12 protein-coding genes are annotated in these 16,102 nt (G+C 42.3%); 8 read left to right on the top strand and 4 right to left on the bottom strand.

The window, feature by feature from the left end; genetic code table 11:
* Positions 1-200: 200 nt before the first annotated feature.
* Entirely contained in the window at positions 201-1,760 is a 1,560-nt protein-coding gene (gene murJ / locus BM736_RS01440) for a murein biosynthesis integral membrane protein MurJ (protein ID WP_076407809.1), read from the bottom strand.
* 246 nt (positions 1,761-2,006) lie between these two features.
* Between murJ and rpsT the strand changes: the two genes are divergently transcribed.
* Complete coding sequence (rpsT, locus tag BM736_RS01435) at positions 2,007-2,273, top strand: 30S ribosomal protein S20 (RefSeq protein WP_012141538.1); 267 nt, start codon at positions 2,007-2,009, stop codon at positions 2,271-2,273.
* A 142-nt stretch (positions 2,274-2,415) separates the two neighbouring features.
* Here rpsT and BM736_RS01430 read toward each other — a convergent pair whose 3' ends face one another.
* Positions 2,416-2,712 (bottom strand): metalloregulator ArsR/SmtB family transcription factor, encoded by a 297-nt coding sequence (locus tag BM736_RS01430; protein WP_076407806.1) that lies wholly within the window; start codon positions 2,710-2,712, stop codon positions 2,416-2,418.
* A 135-nt stretch (positions 2,713-2,847) separates the two neighbouring features.
* Between BM736_RS01430 and BM736_RS01425 the strand changes: the two genes are divergently transcribed.
* Together BM736_RS01425 and BM736_RS01420 are read left to right on the top strand one after the other, a co-directional pair.
* Positions 2,848-4,248 (top strand): M28 family peptidase, encoded by a 1,401-nt coding sequence (locus BM736_RS01425; RefSeq protein WP_076407804.1) that lies wholly within the window; start codon positions 2,848-2,850, stop codon positions 4,246-4,248.
* A gap of 586 nt (positions 4,249-4,834) precedes the next feature.
* Entirely contained in the window at positions 4,835-5,434 is a 600-nt protein-coding gene (locus BM736_RS01420) for a hypothetical protein (protein ID WP_076407802.1), read from the top strand.
* Positions 5,435-5,935: 501 nt separating this feature from the next.
* Here BM736_RS01420 and yaaA read toward each other — a convergent pair.
* A complete protein-coding gene (yaaA, locus tag BM736_RS01415; protein ID WP_076407800.1) occupies positions 5,936-6,712 on the bottom strand; it encodes a peroxide stress protein YaaA in 777 nt (258 codons plus the stop codon).
* Between the two features lie 122 nt (positions 6,713-6,834).
* Entirely contained in the window at positions 6,835-8,274 is a 1,440-nt protein-coding gene (locus BM736_RS01410; RefSeq protein ID WP_076407798.1) for a sodium:alanine symporter family protein, read from the bottom strand.
* Between the two features lie 427 nt (positions 8,275-8,701).
* Between BM736_RS01410 and BM736_RS01405 the strand changes: the two genes are divergently transcribed.
* The 5 genes from BM736_RS01405 (at position 8,702) to BM736_RS01385 (ending at position 15,774) form a co-directional block, all read left to right on the top strand.
* On the top strand, positions 8,702-11,068 hold the full coding sequence (locus BM736_RS01405) for a phosphoketolase family protein (protein WP_076407796.1): 2,367 nt from the start codon (positions 8,702-8,704) through the stop codon (positions 11,066-11,068).
* Positions 11,069-11,380: 312 nt separating this feature from the next.
* On the top strand, positions 11,381-12,478 hold the full coding sequence (locus BM736_RS01400) for an OmpA family protein (RefSeq protein WP_076407794.1): 1,098 nt from the start codon (positions 11,381-11,383) through the stop codon (positions 12,476-12,478).
* Positions 12,479-12,748: 270 nt separating this feature from the next.
* A complete protein-coding gene (tal, locus tag BM736_RS01395; protein WP_076407792.1) occupies positions 12,749-13,705 on the top strand; it encodes a transaldolase in 957 nt (318 codons plus the stop codon).
* 14 nt (positions 13,706-13,719) lie between these two features.
* The gene (gene pgi, locus BM736_RS01390; protein WP_076407790.1) at positions 13,720-15,357 is read left to right on the top strand and encodes a glucose-6-phosphate isomerase; all 1,638 of its coding nucleotides are present in this window, start codon (positions 13,720-13,722) and stop codon (positions 15,355-15,357) included.
* A gap of 231 nt (positions 15,358-15,588) precedes the next feature.
* On the top strand, positions 15,589-15,774 hold the full coding sequence (locus BM736_RS01385) for a DUF3545 family protein (RefSeq protein ID WP_076407788.1): 186 nt from the start codon (positions 15,589-15,591) through the stop codon (positions 15,772-15,774).
* Positions 15,775-16,102: the final 328 nt, after the last annotated feature.

Below are 16,102 nucleotides of genomic sequence, written 5' to 3'. Positions count from 1 at the left end.
ATAAATAGCAGGCCCAAGTGGGCGGATTATATACCAGCTGACAAGGATAATCAGCAATGATCTTACTCTGAAGTTACTGATGCAAGGTTTTACTCACCAAAGCAGTCTATATCCCAGCTACTATGGTGAGCTTATCATTCACAAATTAGCATTCAGTTTACTAGAAACCAGAGTCTAAAAGCAGTTAATCGCTACAGCGATTAAAGACCTGTTTTAATCTTCCATGGCCTGACTCCAAATAACATCATACAGACTAAGTAACTCACAGCTCCAGCCGATATAAGCATCAATAGCGTCATTGCCCTTTCAAAGAAGGCTTGTGCCACCCAAGCCTCTAGCGATGGTAGGTAGTAAACTAATAACGCCACCATAACAGCTGAAGAGAGTAGTGTTTTGAAAAAGAACAAGGCCGTTTGTTTACTCACCTGATAGACCCCAGCTTTATGCAGGCCTCGATAGAGTAAACCTGCATTTAACAAAGCTGACATTGAAGTCGCTATTGCAAGCCCGACATAACCGAAGGGGTAAGCAAGCATAAGGTTAAAGGCCATATTACTGACCATAGCAATGATACCGTAACGAACTGGAGTCTTAGTATCCTGTCTAGAGTAGTATCCCGGCGCAAGTACTTTAATCAACATAAAGCTAAGTAAGCCACAGCCATAAGCCATCAAGCTATAAGACGCCATCTCAACATGATGCAGCGTAAACTCACCACGCATAAATAGCACCATCAACATAGGTTTTGCCAGCACAATTAAGCCACACATAGCAGGCATTCCTAGCAATAGAATGGCTTTAACGCCCCAGTCCATGGTGGACTCAAAGCCATTACCCTCAGCATTAACATGCTTCTTAGATAAAGCGGGCAAAATCACTGTCGCGATGGCAATCCCAAACAAGCCCAATGGAAATTCGAGTAATCGATCTGAGTAATACAGATAACTGATAGAGCCCGTCATTAAAAAACTGGCGATAAAAGTATCTAATAATAAATTGATTTGAGACACCGAGACACCAAAAAGCGCAGGTATCATTAAGGTTCGAATTTTTGTCACCCCAGGGTGGTTCCAGCCCCAAACGGGCTTAACAAGCGCTCGCTCTTTGATTAAGAAAGGGATCTGGAACAGGAACTGAATCAATCCGCCTAGACAGACACCAACAGCCAGACCAATTTCAGGGCGTTCCATGTTAGGGGATAAAAATATTGCCGCTCCAATTATGGCGATATTCAAAAATACCGGCGTGAAAGCAGAAACAGCAAATCGCCCACGGCTATTTAAAATTGACCCTGCAAGAGCAGTAAAGGTGATAAACCACAGATAGGGAAAAGTAATTTTCAACATCAAGGAGGCGAGCTCGAATTTGGCTCCATCAGGTTCATTATTGACCCAGGCCCAAAACCAGCCACCACCAAAAAGAGCGGTTAGCAATGGAGAAGCGACAACACCAATAAGAGTCACTACGGTAATAATGACACCTAATGTGCCAGCGACCTTAGCCAGTAGCTCTCTCACCTCTTCAGAGGTCTGTTTTTCCTGATATTCGGTTAAAACAGGGACAAATGCTTGTGCAAAAGCCCCCTCAGCGAACAGGCGTCTTAAAAAATTAGGAATTTTATTCGCGAAAAAGAATACATCTGCACTGGTTCCGGCTCCCATCAGATTGGCGATAACAACATCTCTGACTAGGCCCAAAACACGGGAAATCAACGTCATAGCACTCACAATCATGCCTGACTTCAATAATTTTCTACTCAAAACACCCCCTGAACTGAGTAATAAACTTCAGGCGAGTAGTCTCAAAATTGATTTTCCCCCTGTAACCGTCTAACAATAGCTGCTAGAATTAGCGCCCATATTACACGAGTTAGGTTGAAGATAGCCAAGTCTGGTTGGATTAATTTATTTTTAATATAAAGATTCAATCATTGTCATTGACAAAGTGACAAAAAAAGGGCATATTCCCGACCTTTAAAATATCTAACCCTATTTAGGAGTTGCACCTTGGCTAATAGCAAGTCTGCAAAGAAGCGCGCGCTTCAATCTGAAAAACGTCGTCAGCATAACGCTAGCCGTCGTTCAATGTTACGTTCATACGTAAAGAAAGTTATCGCTGCAATTAATGCTGGCGATCACAAAGCGGCTACTGAAGCATTTAATGCTGCACAACCAATTGTTGACCGTATGGCGACTAAAGGCCTTATTCACAAGAATAAAGCTGCTCGTCAGAAGTCTCGCCTAAACACTAAGATCAAAGCACTTGCTGCTTAATCTTTAAGTTTATGCTTTAAAAAAACCGGCTTATGCCGGTTTTTTTATATCTAAAATTTGGTCACGAAAATAACAGGCACAAAAAAACTGACAAAATGAACACCATTTTGCCAGCTTGTAATCTGCCACCACTAGAAAAGTACTAGTGACAGTAGATGTTATTCAGCAACTTAATAATTTCTGAAACTTCTTTACTCTTTAAAGAGTAAAATACAGTTTGAGCTTCCTTGCGGGTCTCAACTAAATTATCTTTTCTAAGCCAAGCCAAATGTTGAGATAAAGCAGACTGACTTAACCCCAACTTTTTGTTCATCTCACCCACACACATCTCACCTTCATCAAGAAGGTAGCACAGGATAAAGAGACGGCGTTCATTGGCTAAAGCCTTCAACATCACAACGGCATGGTCTGCCCGTTGCTGCATTAATTCAATATTCATTACGAACAATTTCTCCTAAAACAATCCCCGGCACTAATATAGCGTTGCCTTACAGATATAGTCGGGACATAAAGCACACTTTTTGCTAGATTGTTTTCAAAAGTGGGACATACATAATAAAAACAAAGGAAACTTATGAAAAACACACTTCGCACCCTGCTCATTGGTCTGCTTTTTGGCAGTCAGCTAGGTTGCCAAAATACACAAACAGCTGATTCAAATCTGCACACTGCACAGCAATTGCAACAAACAGCACTTAGCTCAAATCTTGCCTATGAGATTGTCGAATCACTCACCGTAGAAGTTGGGCCAAGATTAGCTGGAAGTGACAAAGATCCGATTGCGGTAAAATGGGCCGAAGATAAACTCAAAAGCCTAGGATTCGATAAAGTTTATAAGGAGCCAGTAGAGGTTCCTGTATGGGACCGAGGTGATGCAACAGCGACCGTGGTTTCTCCCTTTCCTCAAGGCTTAGTGATCACCGCTCTAGGCGGTAGCGTGGCAACCCCAACAGATGGCATCACAGCGCCGATTGTTCGCTTTGATACCCTTACAGCGCTTAAAGCGGCGCCAGAAGGTTCATTAACAGGCAAGATAGCCTTTATTGACCATAAGACAGAGCGTCATACTACGGGTAAGGGTTATGGTAAAACGGTAGGAGGCCGTTCTCGTGGTGCAGTAACGGCAGCGAGTAAAGGGGCGCTAGCTATCGTGATCCGCTCAATAGGCACAGATCATGACAGAATGGCCCATACTGGCGCGATGCGCTATCAAAAGGATATTAAAAGGATCCCAGCTGCTGCGCTATCTAGCCCAGATGCAGACCAACTTAATTTGATGCTAAAGCGTGACTCACATGTGGTCATAAACCTTAAGATGTCACCACAGAGCCATGGTTATACAACATCTTACAATGTCATTGCAGAGGTCACTGGCTCAACTAAGCCAGATGAGATAGTGCTAATTGGCGCACACTTAGACTCATGGGATGAGGGCACAGGCGCATTAGATGACGGTGCAGGCGTAGGTATTGTTACCGCTGCGGGCAAATTGATCCAAGATCTGCCACAAAAACCTGCCAGAACTATTCGAGTCGTGCTTTACGCTGCAGAAGAGTTAGGCCTGCTAGGTGGTAAAACGTATGCCAAAGCCCATAAAAATGAACTCGACAAGCACTACATAGCCGCAGAGTCTGACTTCGGTGCAGGCCTCATCTATCAAATAGATTACCGAGTCTCAGAGCACGCTTTTAAGGATGTTTTATCACTTAGCGCACCTATGAGCGCAAATGGTGTAGCAATGGGCACAAATACCGCCTCTGGTGGCCCTGATGTCTCTATGTTACCCAAGCAAGGCGTCCCCGTTGCCTCGCTGAGACAAGATGGCCGTGATTACTTCGATTATCACCACACACCCAATGACACCTTAGACAAGGTAAACCCTGAGTCATTAATGCAAAACGTAGCGGCTTATGCCCAATTTGCGTACCTGATGGCACAATCAGAAATTGATTTACGACCTATCGCAGCTAAATAGCTGATTAGCTTTTTCAGCTGATTCGAGGTTTACCTCGATTTAGCCTGATATTGGTAACCTACAAGGCCACTGTTTATCGTAACAGTGGCCTTTTTGCTTCGAATGAAGCTGGGGGCATTTTACCTTTGATTCATCAGGCTAATTTGATGTTGGATTATGTGTTTGAGGTCGTAGCTTCAATGTGATCTACCGCTTGCCGCGTGCTTATGTGCAGATACTTCTGCGAAACGCCGCAAGCACTTCCCTGTGGGCTCTGCCAAAACATCCCTGTTTTGGAAGCTCGCAGCTGCATCTACACTTAGTTGTTTTCTCTTCGATTTGGCTTTACTGCTAACTGGTAGGTTAAATTTGCTAACGAACTTCAGCCCCTTAATAAGTTACAGGCGACTCAAATTGCTGACTTTAGATAAGAGATTAATATCAATGCTCGCTTTCCAATTTCTCAAAATAGTTTATTCAACACCACTCTGATATAGTACTTATGAATCAATAACTTTGCTTTAGCAAGGCTTAAATAATAGGTTTATTATACGCGCATGGACACTATACAAATGCTAGCTTCAACTTGGATTTTCAGGTAAGGGAAATGATGGAGATTTTAAAAAGTATAAATGATTTACTGATTTCTATCGTAGAATTTCTGGGTAAGAAAGAAGTTATAGGTATAGCTATTGGTGCTTTGGGAACAATTTTTTGGTATCGCATTACTAGAGTAATTGATCAAAAAGAAAAAAATAAAATGGTGTTACTTCAAATTGAAGGTAACATTAAAAAAAATATTGAAGTAGCTAAATATAACATTGGCGTAGTTAATAATGAGTTATCTAAACTACCGAAATTTACTCTTAACCCCCTTAATGAATTTTTTGCGCCATCAAGTGATTTATTAATCATAACGTCCTCACTAGATTGCGAAAAATCACTTGAGCTTTGGGATTCACTTAAGCAAATCGAAATACTAAAAAATAGAATCCAATTTCTTATGTCAGAAACTTTTGTTCTTCGTAGAATGATCAAAGCCGAAACAGAGGTAGAGATTTATAACATGGAACTTCTTCCATATTTAAAGCAATTAGATACTATGTTAATAATTGCGTTAGAAGAAATCGAAAAAGAAAATCACCAAGCTCTTAAGTTGCTAATAAAGCTAAGGAGCTTCAGCTCGCTTTTGTCCAAAAGTGAGTAAGACTCAAATCGAAGAGGTAAATACTCTGGTGTGAACGCTGCTGTGACCTTCGGTTTCAGGGTGAGGTATCACAACGTGATACTCTTCGAACGAGAGACAGGATGTCGAACTGGCAGTTAAACATGGAGGTTATTTGAAACCGCAGAGCGCCCATGGATGGACTCTTATGAAATCAAGAGCCAGCGTGTCGCAGAAGTGTTTACACTTAAGCTCGTTTATAGGCATCCATGCCTTCACGACATTCGTATATCCTTATACAGCACCCACTGCAGGTGATAGATAACTTTAGGTTTTTGGCATTCGACATAAAACCAAATATGAATTCAGCCCAATGAAACCGAGCCTAAAAGAGATACTGAATTTGCTAGCAGGCAAGTCCCCCTCTCTCGCCGGACAGGCGTTTGATTACAACTTGGCTATGGTACTCAGCAAACCACCAAATACCCAACCAGTTACGTGTAACCAAACAAAATGCCACTAGCCTTCATTCAAAGGCTAAGCCTATAACTGTTCTTCGCGTAGAAAAACAGGTGAAAGTTGCGTCGATTCAGCTTCACAATAATGATATCCAGCAGTATCGAACTTGATCAATTCATCGAGACTACTGACATTATTATCGAGAATATAACGCACCATCATGCCGCGAGCTTTCTTAGCAAAGAAACTAATCACCTTATATTGACCATTTTTACGGTCCTTAAAAACAGGCGTTATCACAGTCCCTTTAACCAATTTAGGCTTAACCGCTTTAAAATACTCATTTGATGCGAGGTTGATAAGAATATCGTCGCCCTGCTCTTCAAGCGCTAAGTTAACCTCATCAGTAACTGTGTTACCCCAGAATTGATAAAGATTAGTGCCTTGCTTATTGGCTAGGCGAGTCCCCATCTCTAAACGATATGGCTGCATTAAGTCCAATGGCTTAAGAAGCCCATATAAGCCAGACAGAATACGCAACTGCTTCTGAGCACTGGCGATGCCTTCAGGGCTCAAACTATCAGCATCTAATCCGGTATATACATCGCCACGAAAGGCGTAGAGTGCTTGCTTAGCGTTATCAGTAGTAAATGTCGGCGACCAAGACTCAAAGCGTGCAGCATTTAGCCCTGCAATCTTATCACTCACCTTCATTAAAGAGGCTATTTGGGCAGGTGTCAGCTTACGACACTCCTCAATCAACTTGGCGCTATGCTCGACAAGCTTTGGCAACGTATATTCAGTTGTTCCTGCAGGGTTGTCATAATCTAATGTTTTTGCTGGTGAAACTAAAACTAACATCACTAATCCTCATTGAACTTTATTGCTGGTTATCATACTGATCCCAACATAAAAAAACCACGCTATTTAGCGTGGTTTTTTAGATAAAGCTAATTCAATTTATCGAATCAGTTCAAGAATAGTTATGCCTTGTCAGCCATTTTAGCCGTTGACCATTCACCTTGCTCAACACCTTCAATTTCAGGAAATTGTTTCGGGTCGAATGTTGGCGTCTTTCCTTGCTTCATCTGCTTTTCATAATCTTTAATGACTGCAAATGCCACTTTCGACAGCATGGTGATTGCTGCAATGTTCACAAGAGCCATAAGCCCCATGGATACATCGGCAAAGTTCCAGACAAGCTGAAGTGAAGCCACTGAACCTGCCATAACCATGGCTAAAACTAGACCACGGAAAATGAACAACACTTTCTTGCTCTTGGTTAAGAACATGATGTTGCTTTCAGCATAGCTATAGTTAGCAATAATTGAAGAGAAGCAGAATAGGATAATAGCAAAAGCAATAAAGTATGCAGCCCAGCCACCTAGTTCGTTAGTCAGTGCCAACTGTAAAAGACCAATACCACCTTGTTCGCCTGGGTTATCTAATACACCAGAAAGCAAGATAATTGCAGCGGATGCACTACAGATCACTAAGGTATCAACAAATACACCTATCATCTGCACAAAACCTTGCGAGGCTGGGTGGTTAGGATTTGGTGTCGCAGAGGCAGCAATATTTGCAGCACTACCCATACCAGCTTCATTCGAGAATAGTCCACGAGCGATACCAGCCATCATAGCGCCCATTGCGCCACCTGCAGCTTCTTCCCAACCAAACGCACTCTTAACTATTAAGCTAAGCGCTGCTGGGACTTGATCGATATTGATGACCAATACCACCATTGCAATAGCAAGGTAGGCTACAGCCATTACAGGAACAATCAGCTCAGAAGCACGAGCCACCTTCTTTAAACCACCACAGATGATATAAGCAGAAGCGAGCATGATAACGAGACCGACAATCGTCTTATCGAAACCAAATGCATTGTTAAGCGCATCAGTCATGGTATTAGCTTGGGCTGCATTAAATGCAAAACCAAAAGCTATGATAAGCAGAATAGAGAAGATAACCCCCATCCAGCGTTTACCTAGCCCTTGCTCCATATAGTAAGCTGGGCCACCACGGTATTGGCCTTCACTGTCTTTTACTTTATAAACTTGAGCCAGTGTTGATTCAACAAAAGCTGTCGCCATACCAAGAAGTGCAATGAGCCACATCCAGAAGATTGCGCCAGCACCACCGACAGTAATCGCTACTGCGACACCGGCCATGTTACCTGTGCCGACTCGTGCAGCCATAGAGGTACAGAAAACTTGAAATGATGAGATACCATCAACTTTCTCTCGGCCTTGGATGACAAGCTTGGCGCCATGGCCAAATAGGCGGAACTGAATAAAGGCTAAACGTAGTGTAAAGAAGACACCTGCAGCGACAAGTACATACATAAGTACGCTGCCCCACAGTAAGCCATTTAACTTGTTAATCACCAACTCAATGGTACTTACAAAAGATTCAAACATATTTTTATATCTATCCCCATGACAGTGGCGAAGTGGTTATTAGCCTCTAAGCAAAACTGTCTTGTTTAAGTTCCTTCCATCTGTTCGATAAAAATGGTGAATTTTTCTTTTAGAATTTTCCTTTCGTGAATTTATTACATCACGCTCACCAATTTTCGCTGCGGCAAAATAGCATACCATTAAAAACAACCCATGTGAGCCAGATCACAATTAATCATTTACATAACACTGCAATCACACCTAAAAACAAAACTAAGTTACGGTAGCAACTGATTCAACAACTATTTCACCTAGTGACCGCAACAAAATTGAGATGTTATGACTTTACAAAACTAAGATATAGAACACATTTTTGTAATAAAATTACAAATATAGTATTTCACATCAGCTTTGATTAACTTTTTGCTAACTATAAATGGGGTTATTTATGTCACAACAGCAAGAGATCAGCGCACTAAAGAAGTTTGTAAGAGCCACCAACTTTCTGGCGACTTCACAAATTTACTTAAAGCAAAACGTGCTACATAAACGTCCGCTTTCACATCAAGATATTAAGCCACGTCTATTAGGTCACTGGGGAACTTGCCCCGGTATCAACTTTGTTTATGCTAACGTCAACCGCCTAATCGTCAAAAACCAACGCTCATTTGTATATCTGGTCGGCCCAGGTCACGGTTTCCCAGCTGTTCAAGCAAACCTATTTATGGAAGGCTCACTGAGCCATTACTATCCAGATATCATTCCGTACAATGAAGATGGGATCACAGATATCTGTCAGAAGTTTTCAGCAGCATATGGTTACCCTTCACATGCAAACCCTGAAGCCCCTGGACAAATTCTAGAAGGTGGTGAGCTAGGTTATTCATTATCAGTTGCATGGGGAGCCGTATTAGATAACCCAGATCTTATTGCAGCTTGCTTAGTCGGTGACGGAGAGTCAGAAACCGGACCTTTAGCGGCATCTTGGTATGCAAACCGTTTAGTAGACCCTGCAACCAATGGTGCAGTACTCCCTATCGTACATATCAATGGTTATAAAATTTCAGGTCCTACTCGAATGGGACGTATGAGCCATGAAGAATTAGACCTTGAGTTTCGCGGCCTAGGCTACCATCCAATCATTGTCGATGATGAACTTGAAGAGGATATCTACGTTCAGATGGCGAATGCCATGGATCTGTCCTATGAGATGATCAAAGAGATCCAAACAAGAGCCAGAAGCGGTGAAGATGTCGTCAGACCTCGCTGGCCAGTTATCCTAATGCGTACTGCTAAAGGCTGGACTGGAACAACTACATATAATGGTAAGAAACTCGAAGGTAACTGTGAGTCTCACCAGGTTATTGTCAACAAGTGTGCTACTGACAAAGGCCACCTTGATGCGCTTGATAGCTGGTTAGCAAGTTACAAATTCAACGAGCTTTATCAGATCAACGATAAAGGTGAGCTTATATTTGATGAAGAGATCCAATCACTTCTACCACCTAAAGAGCTTACTTGCGGTCAGCAACACCTTAGTTATGGCGGTGAAGTCGTTCGAGCTCTAGAGCAACCAGACTTACAAAAGCTCGCTTATGGTCCTGAAACACCTCGCGGTGCTCGTGGATTATCTATGTACAAGATGGGCGAGTGGATGCGCGATGCGATGAAGCTTAACCGCGAACAACGTAATCTACGTATCTTTAGCCCAGATGAAACCTACTCAAACCAGCTTCAAGCCGTATTTGAAGAGACAGATCGTGCTTGGCAATGGCCAATTGAAGAGTGGGATCAAGATATGGCTCGTGACGGCCGTGTCATCGAGCTGCTATCTGAAAACCTATTATTTGGCATGATGCATGGTTACACAGTTACAGGTCGTCATGCCATGTTCCCAACTTATGAGGCTTTCTCACAAGTTGTGTCATCAATGGCTGACCAATACTGTAAATATGTCTATGCGAGCCAAGGGGTGCACTTCCGCAAGCCCGTACCGTCATGTAATGTCGTCCTATCATCTCTGTTAGAGCGCCAAGATCATAACGGCTACTCGCATCAGAACCCATCTTTCTTGGGCGCAATGCTAGAGAAGCACCCTAAGATTATTTCAGCTTACCTTCCAGCCGATGGTAACAGCACCTTAGTTTATACAGAGCGTGCATATGAAGACCGCGATAAACTTAACATTATAGTTGCAGGTAAGAAGGATCTGCCTCAGTGGCTTACCCTTGATGAAGCCCGCAAACAAGCAAAAGATGGTGTTATGGTTTGGGACTTTGCATCCGATGACAACCCAGATGTTGTACTTGTTGGTTGTGGTGATTATGTCACACAAGAAGCGATGGCGGCGCTAGTGGTTATCAGAGAGTTACTACCAAGAGTTCGCATCCGTTTTGTGAGTGTCACAGAACTGACTAGCAGTGGCTTAGGTAGCTTAGACTTCCAAAGCAAGCCTTGGTTGATGGATGAGATCTTCACCGAAAATAAAGGCGTTATCTTCAACTACCATGGTTACCCTAACACGATCAAAAAGTTAGTCTTTGATTATAAAGGTAGTGATCGCTTTAGAATTAAAGGTTACGAAGAGGAAGGTTCAACCACAACACCATTTGATATGGGCGTGCGTAATGGTACCTCTCGCTACCATTTAGTGATCGACATGGCTTATAAACTATTCCAGCAAGGTGTAATAGATGAGACTCAGCATGTTTCAATTACTACCGATATGCTACAGCGATTAGTTGAGCACAGAAATTATATTAAGGCTAACGGCGTTGATCCTATCAGCTTAGAAAACTGGGTTTGGACTCGATAACACCAACTCCATCAATCTAAAACAAAAAAGCACGCTCAACGCGTGCTTTTTTTTGAGTGTTTTTGTTCTAAACTAATTAGCGTGAATAAACAGCTAAACAGAGTCCCCCTCCCCAGCTCATTACTTATCACTTACATATAGACCATAAAAAAACCACATACACTCACATCAAAGCTAGAAAACCAACCAAAAACAATTGATAATATCGCCGTCAGCGACAAAACCAAAGGAATCCCCTTTTAAAGTGCTGGCAGTGCTTTATATAAAAATAGAGCAGCATAGGGGAATGACAAAAACTCAAAGGATTTGGAAATGATGAACAATACACTTAAAGCTATTTTGCTTACATCAATGCTCCCTTTCGCTGCAAACGCAGCACAAGAACTTACTCCTTGGTATGTCGGTGGTGGACTTGGCGTAAATAATTACGAGCCAAACTGCGACATGAAAACCATGAAAGTCTGCGGTGAAGACGATCCCTACGCATGGGATGTATTCGGTGGCTACCTCTTCAACGACTATTTTGGTGTTGAACTGGGTTATCGCGATCTTGGCCGTGCTGAATGGGTCGATTATGCCAATAAAATGAATGATGTTGGTGTAACGGGTGTAAGCCTAGGCGTAGTAGGCTTTTGGCCATTAGCCGAACGCTGGAGTATCTCGACAGAGATGGGCGCCATGAACTACACGTTGTCTAACAACAAGCAGTGGGGCAGTGAGTACTATAGCGACAGTGGCGTCGCTCCCTATGTTGGCGCGGGTGTCGGTTACAACATCACAGAGAACCTCAAACTTCAGGCTAAATATCGTCGATATGAAAATTTAGATGAAGATAAATTAAACTCATTTGAGATGGAGAGTAACTACTGGGGACTTGAACTTAGCTACCGCTTCGGTACACCAGCACAAGCAGCAACTCCACTTGCCGTTGCAGCAATTGACTCTGACAATGATGGCGTTACAGATGACTTAGATAAGTGCCCCGATACGCCAAAGACTCATAAGGTTGACTCTAAGGGCTGCACGATTTATATAGAGACAGCAGAGCAAAGAGATGTTGGCTCTATTCAGTTCGCTAACGATTCATCAAAGGTCAAAAGTGAATCTTACCAGCGTATTGAAAAGCTCGCGGCCTATATGAACAAAAAACCTAAGTCTACCGTGTTGATCTCAGGCCATGCCTCTGATGTTGGTAAGGCTGATTACAACATGACCTTGTCAGATAAGCGCGCTCAAGCTGTGGCTAAAATTTTGATAGAAAAATACGGTATTGACCAATCTCGCGTAGAAGCTAAAGGGTTCGGTATCACTCAACCTGTTATCGAAGGCAGAACAGCCGAAGCTAACAAGGCCAACCGTCGAATTGAAGCACATGTCACAGGTGTAAAAAAGGAAGCCTTGATTAAATAAGCGCTCCATAACCCAGTACAAAAAATCGTTGCCTATAATGCAGCGATTTTTTTTATCTGTATCCAAACTCAACTTACAAGCTATACTCTTCTCTACCTATTTCTAGCTAGATTATTGGGTGTTCTAACATTTTAATGGTGCTTTTACTGATATTTTACAACTTTCCTGTAATTTTTTTTCATTTATGGTTGGAAATATCATCAAGATCGCTTCTAATACTCCCAAGCAATCACAAACCTTAAGCTGCTTCTTAAGAAGGATGTAATTTTTATGGCTAACACTCTCGAACAATTAAAATCTTTTACTACCATCGTAGCCGATACTGGTGACATTGAAGCCATCAAGCGCTATCACCCTGAAGATGCGACCACCAATCCATCACTGATTTTAAAAGCAGCTCAAATTCCAGATTACGCTCACCTGATTAAAAACGCCATCACTTGGGCTAAGTCACAAAGTGATGTAATTGAGCAACAGGTAGAAGACGCAGGTGACAAGCTAGCGGTAAATATTGGTGTAGAGATCTTAAAAATAGTGCCTGGTCGTATCTCTACTGAAGTCGACGCTAGACTCTCTTTCGACCAAGCCGGCTCAATCAAAAAGGCACATAAGCTAATAGCCTTATATAAAGAAGCTGGAATTGATAAATCTCGAATCCTGATAAAGCTAGCTTCTACTTGGGAAGGGATCTGCGCGGCTAAACAGCTTGAGCAAGAAGGCATAAACTGTAACTTAACCTTGTTGTTCAGTTTTGCACAAGCACGCGCTTGCGCAGAAGCTGGTGTTTACCTTATCTCTCCATTTGTCGGTCGAATTCTTGATTGGTACAAAAAAGACACAGGCCTTGATTATAGCGCCAGTGAAGATCCAGGTGTTGTCTCTGTCACTGAGATCTATAACTACTACAAGCAGCACGATTTTAAGACCGTTGTTATGGGTGCAAGCTTCCGTAACACAGGTGAGATCATCGAGCTAGCAGGCTGTGACCGTTTAACGATTGGCCCTGCATTACTTGAAGAGATGGCTAACTCTCAAACGCAAGTTACACGCATGCTAACTCCAGCTAAGACAATCGAAAAAGCGCCTCAACCTCTTACAGAGAGTGAGTTCCGCTGGGAATTTAATGAAGATGCAATGGCAGTTGAAAAGCTTGCTGAAGGGATCAGAAACTTCGCTATCGATCAAGGTAAGCTTGAAGTCATGCTAAAAGAGAAACTAGCCTCTTAAAGGAGTAAGACCGAATGACTGAGCTAACTCAGAGTCGAATTTGGAATGAGCTGAAATCTCACAGTGAAAGCCTGCCTCATATGAGAACGCTTTTTGCGGCTGACAAGCAAAGGTTTGACAAGATGTCGACTCAAGCTTGTGGTCTGTTTTTGGATTACTCAAAAAATAGAGCCACTGAAGAGACACTATCACTGCTATTCAAATTAGCAGAAGAGACGGGTTTAGAGTCAAAGATTAAAGCCATGTTTGCCGGTGATATCATTAACACCACAGAACAGCGTGCTGTACTTCATACCGCTCTAAGAGCAAAGCCTGATCAGAAAATCATGCTCGATGGTGAGGATATAGTACAAGAAGTACAGCAAACTCAGCAGCAGATGGAAACATTCATCGAGTCTGTCACTTCAGGTGAGTGGAAAGGTTATACAGGCAAGCCTATCTCTAACATCGTCAGTATCGGTATTGGCGGCTCATTTCTTGGACCTAAAATAGCTTCACAAGCTTTAAGGCCTTACTGGAACAAAGAGATTAACTGTCACTTTGTCGGTAATGTTGACGCAACTTCGATTACGGAGAAGCTGAAACACCTTAACGCTGAGTCGACTCTGTTTATCATGTCTTCAAAGTCATTCGGGACTCAAGAAACGTTAACCAATACCCTAAGTGCTAAAGATTGGTTTATCAATCAAGGCGGCGCACAAGCAGATATTGCAAGTCACTTTGTCGCTGTAACATCAAATGTTGCTAAAGCCACTGAGTTTGGCATAGATGCTAAGAACATTTTCCCTATGTGGGATTGGGTTGGTGGTCGATACTCTTTATGGTCTGCAATCGGGCTGCCTATTGCCCTAATGATTGGTATGGATAACTTTCGTGAGATGCTTAACGGTGCTCATGAGATGGATCAGCATTTTGCTAATACCCCGTTATCGGAGAATATGCCTGTACTAATGGGGCTATTTTCACTCCTCTACGGTAATTTCTATCAAGCTCAGTCCCATGTTGTACTGACCTACGATCACTACCTCAGAGGTCTGCCTGCTTACTTCCAACAACTAGATATGGAAAGTAATGGTAAATCGGTGACCTTAGCTGGTGAACAGGTTGATTTCAGCACAGGTCCAGTGATCTGGGGCGGTGAAGGTACCAATGGTCAGCATGCGTACCACCAGCTGCTGCATCAAGGAACAGCACTCATCCCTGCTGATTTCATCATGCCTCTAAAGAGTCACAATCCTCTTGGAGAACATCATGCTCAGCTTGCTTCTAACTGTTTTGGTCAGACCCAAGCACTGATGCAGGGCCGCTCATTTGAAGAGGCTATTGCAGAGTTAGAGGGCAGCTCACTATCACAAAGTGAAAAAGAGCTGATTGCCAAGCATAAAGAGATGGCAGGAAATAAACCAAGTAACACAATACTTATGGATAAACTGACCCCAGCAACATTAGGCTCACTCATAGCACTTTATGAGCACAGAACCTTTGTTCAGGGCGCTATCTGGGATATTAACTCTTTCGATCAGTGGGGAGTTGAGCTAGGTAAAAACCTAGGAAACGATGTACTTTCCAGACTCAATGCTGATAAAGATGCCACTGAGCTAGACAGTTCTAGTAATGGATTGATCAATCTCTTTAGGCAACAATCAATTTAGTTTATAAAATAAGCTCATCTTTAAAAAAGCCAGTTTACACTGGCTTTTTTTTATTCTGTAGTTCATAAAACTGATTTTAGCAAAGATTCTTTATAGTTAGAGTAAAAAACAGGCTCATTCCGCCATAAAAACTTCACCTCACGTTAACACTAATGAAACATTTCTCTTGCAGACTATTTTAAAAGTGTGGTATTTAATTGTTGAACAAAAATACAATAACAGGAGGTTGCCATGAATCGTTTAGATTATGGTAGTGCGTTAGACACCGTCGTAGAAAGACCAAGTCGCTCGAGAAGCTCCAACAAGAAGCGTAAGTGGCGTGAAATAGAGGCACTTAAAGAGAAGCACCGTTTACTTAAAGAGCTACAGGATATCGATAGCAGTTTCGATTGCGAGCTTGATAACCTCCTGATGTAAATGACATCATAAAAAAAGAGCGCTAATAGCGCTCTTTTTTGTGTCTGGAACACTGATGTAAATTTCCCAAGGATGGATAGAAATTTACTTTGTGTCTGGCCTTCTTGTAATAAAAAGTTATGTCGCTTTTTATATATAGTACCCAAGGGCCATAGATGCTCCAGACTTCTTCATGGCATTCCCTCTATCCTGGAGGTCAAGGATAGAAATTTACTTTGTGTCTGGCCTGCTTGTAATAACTTCTTATAAGTAAGCGGTATACAGCCCTCTTCCTTACTAAAATACATTTTGACCAATAACTAATTCTCTTAGCCCTCAAGAACCTCCA

The sequence above is a fragment of the Shewanella sp. UCD-KL12 genome (assembly GCF_001957125.1).
Lineage (GTDB): Bacteria > Pseudomonadota > Gammaproteobacteria > Enterobacterales > Shewanellaceae > Shewanella.
This window is presented reverse-complemented; position numbering and strand designations above follow the sequence as displayed.

Bases quoted from the DNA above. Each gene is read 5' to 3' on its own strand.
- tal (WP_076407792.1), top strand. From the start codon at position 12,749: ATGGCTAACACTCTCGAACAATTAAAATCTTTTACTACCATCGTAGCC.
- BM736_RS01410 (WP_076407798.1), bottom strand. From the start codon at position 8,274: ATGTTTGAATCTTTTGTAAGTACCATTGAGTTGGTGATTAACAAGTTA.
- BM736_RS01430 (WP_076407806.1), bottom strand. From the start codon at position 2,712: ATGAATATTGAATTAATGCAGCAACGGGCAGACCATGCCGTTGTGATG.
- BM736_RS01400 (WP_076407794.1), top strand. From the start codon at position 11,381: ATGATGAACAATACACTTAAAGCTATTTTGCTTACATCAATGCTCCCT.
- yaaA (WP_076407800.1), bottom strand. From the start codon at position 6,712: ATGTTAGTTTTAGTTTCACCAGCAAAAACATTAGATTATGACAACCCT.
- pgi (WP_076407790.1), top strand. From the start codon at position 13,720: ATGACTGAGCTAACTCAGAGTCGAATTTGGAATGAGCTGAAATCTCAC.
- BM736_RS01405 (WP_076407796.1), top strand. From the start codon at position 8,702: ATGTCACAACAGCAAGAGATCAGCGCACTAAAGAAGTTTGTAAGAGCC.
- BM736_RS01385 (WP_076407788.1), top strand. From the start codon at position 15,589: ATGAATCGTTTAGATTATGGTAGTGCGTTAGACACCGTCGTAGAAAGA.
- BM736_RS01425 (WP_076407804.1), top strand. From the start codon at position 2,848: ATGAAAAACACACTTCGCACCCTGCTCATTGGTCTGCTTTTTGGCAGT.
- BM736_RS01420 (WP_076407802.1), top strand. From the start codon at position 4,835: ATGATGGAGATTTTAAAAAGTATAAATGATTTACTGATTTCTATCGTA.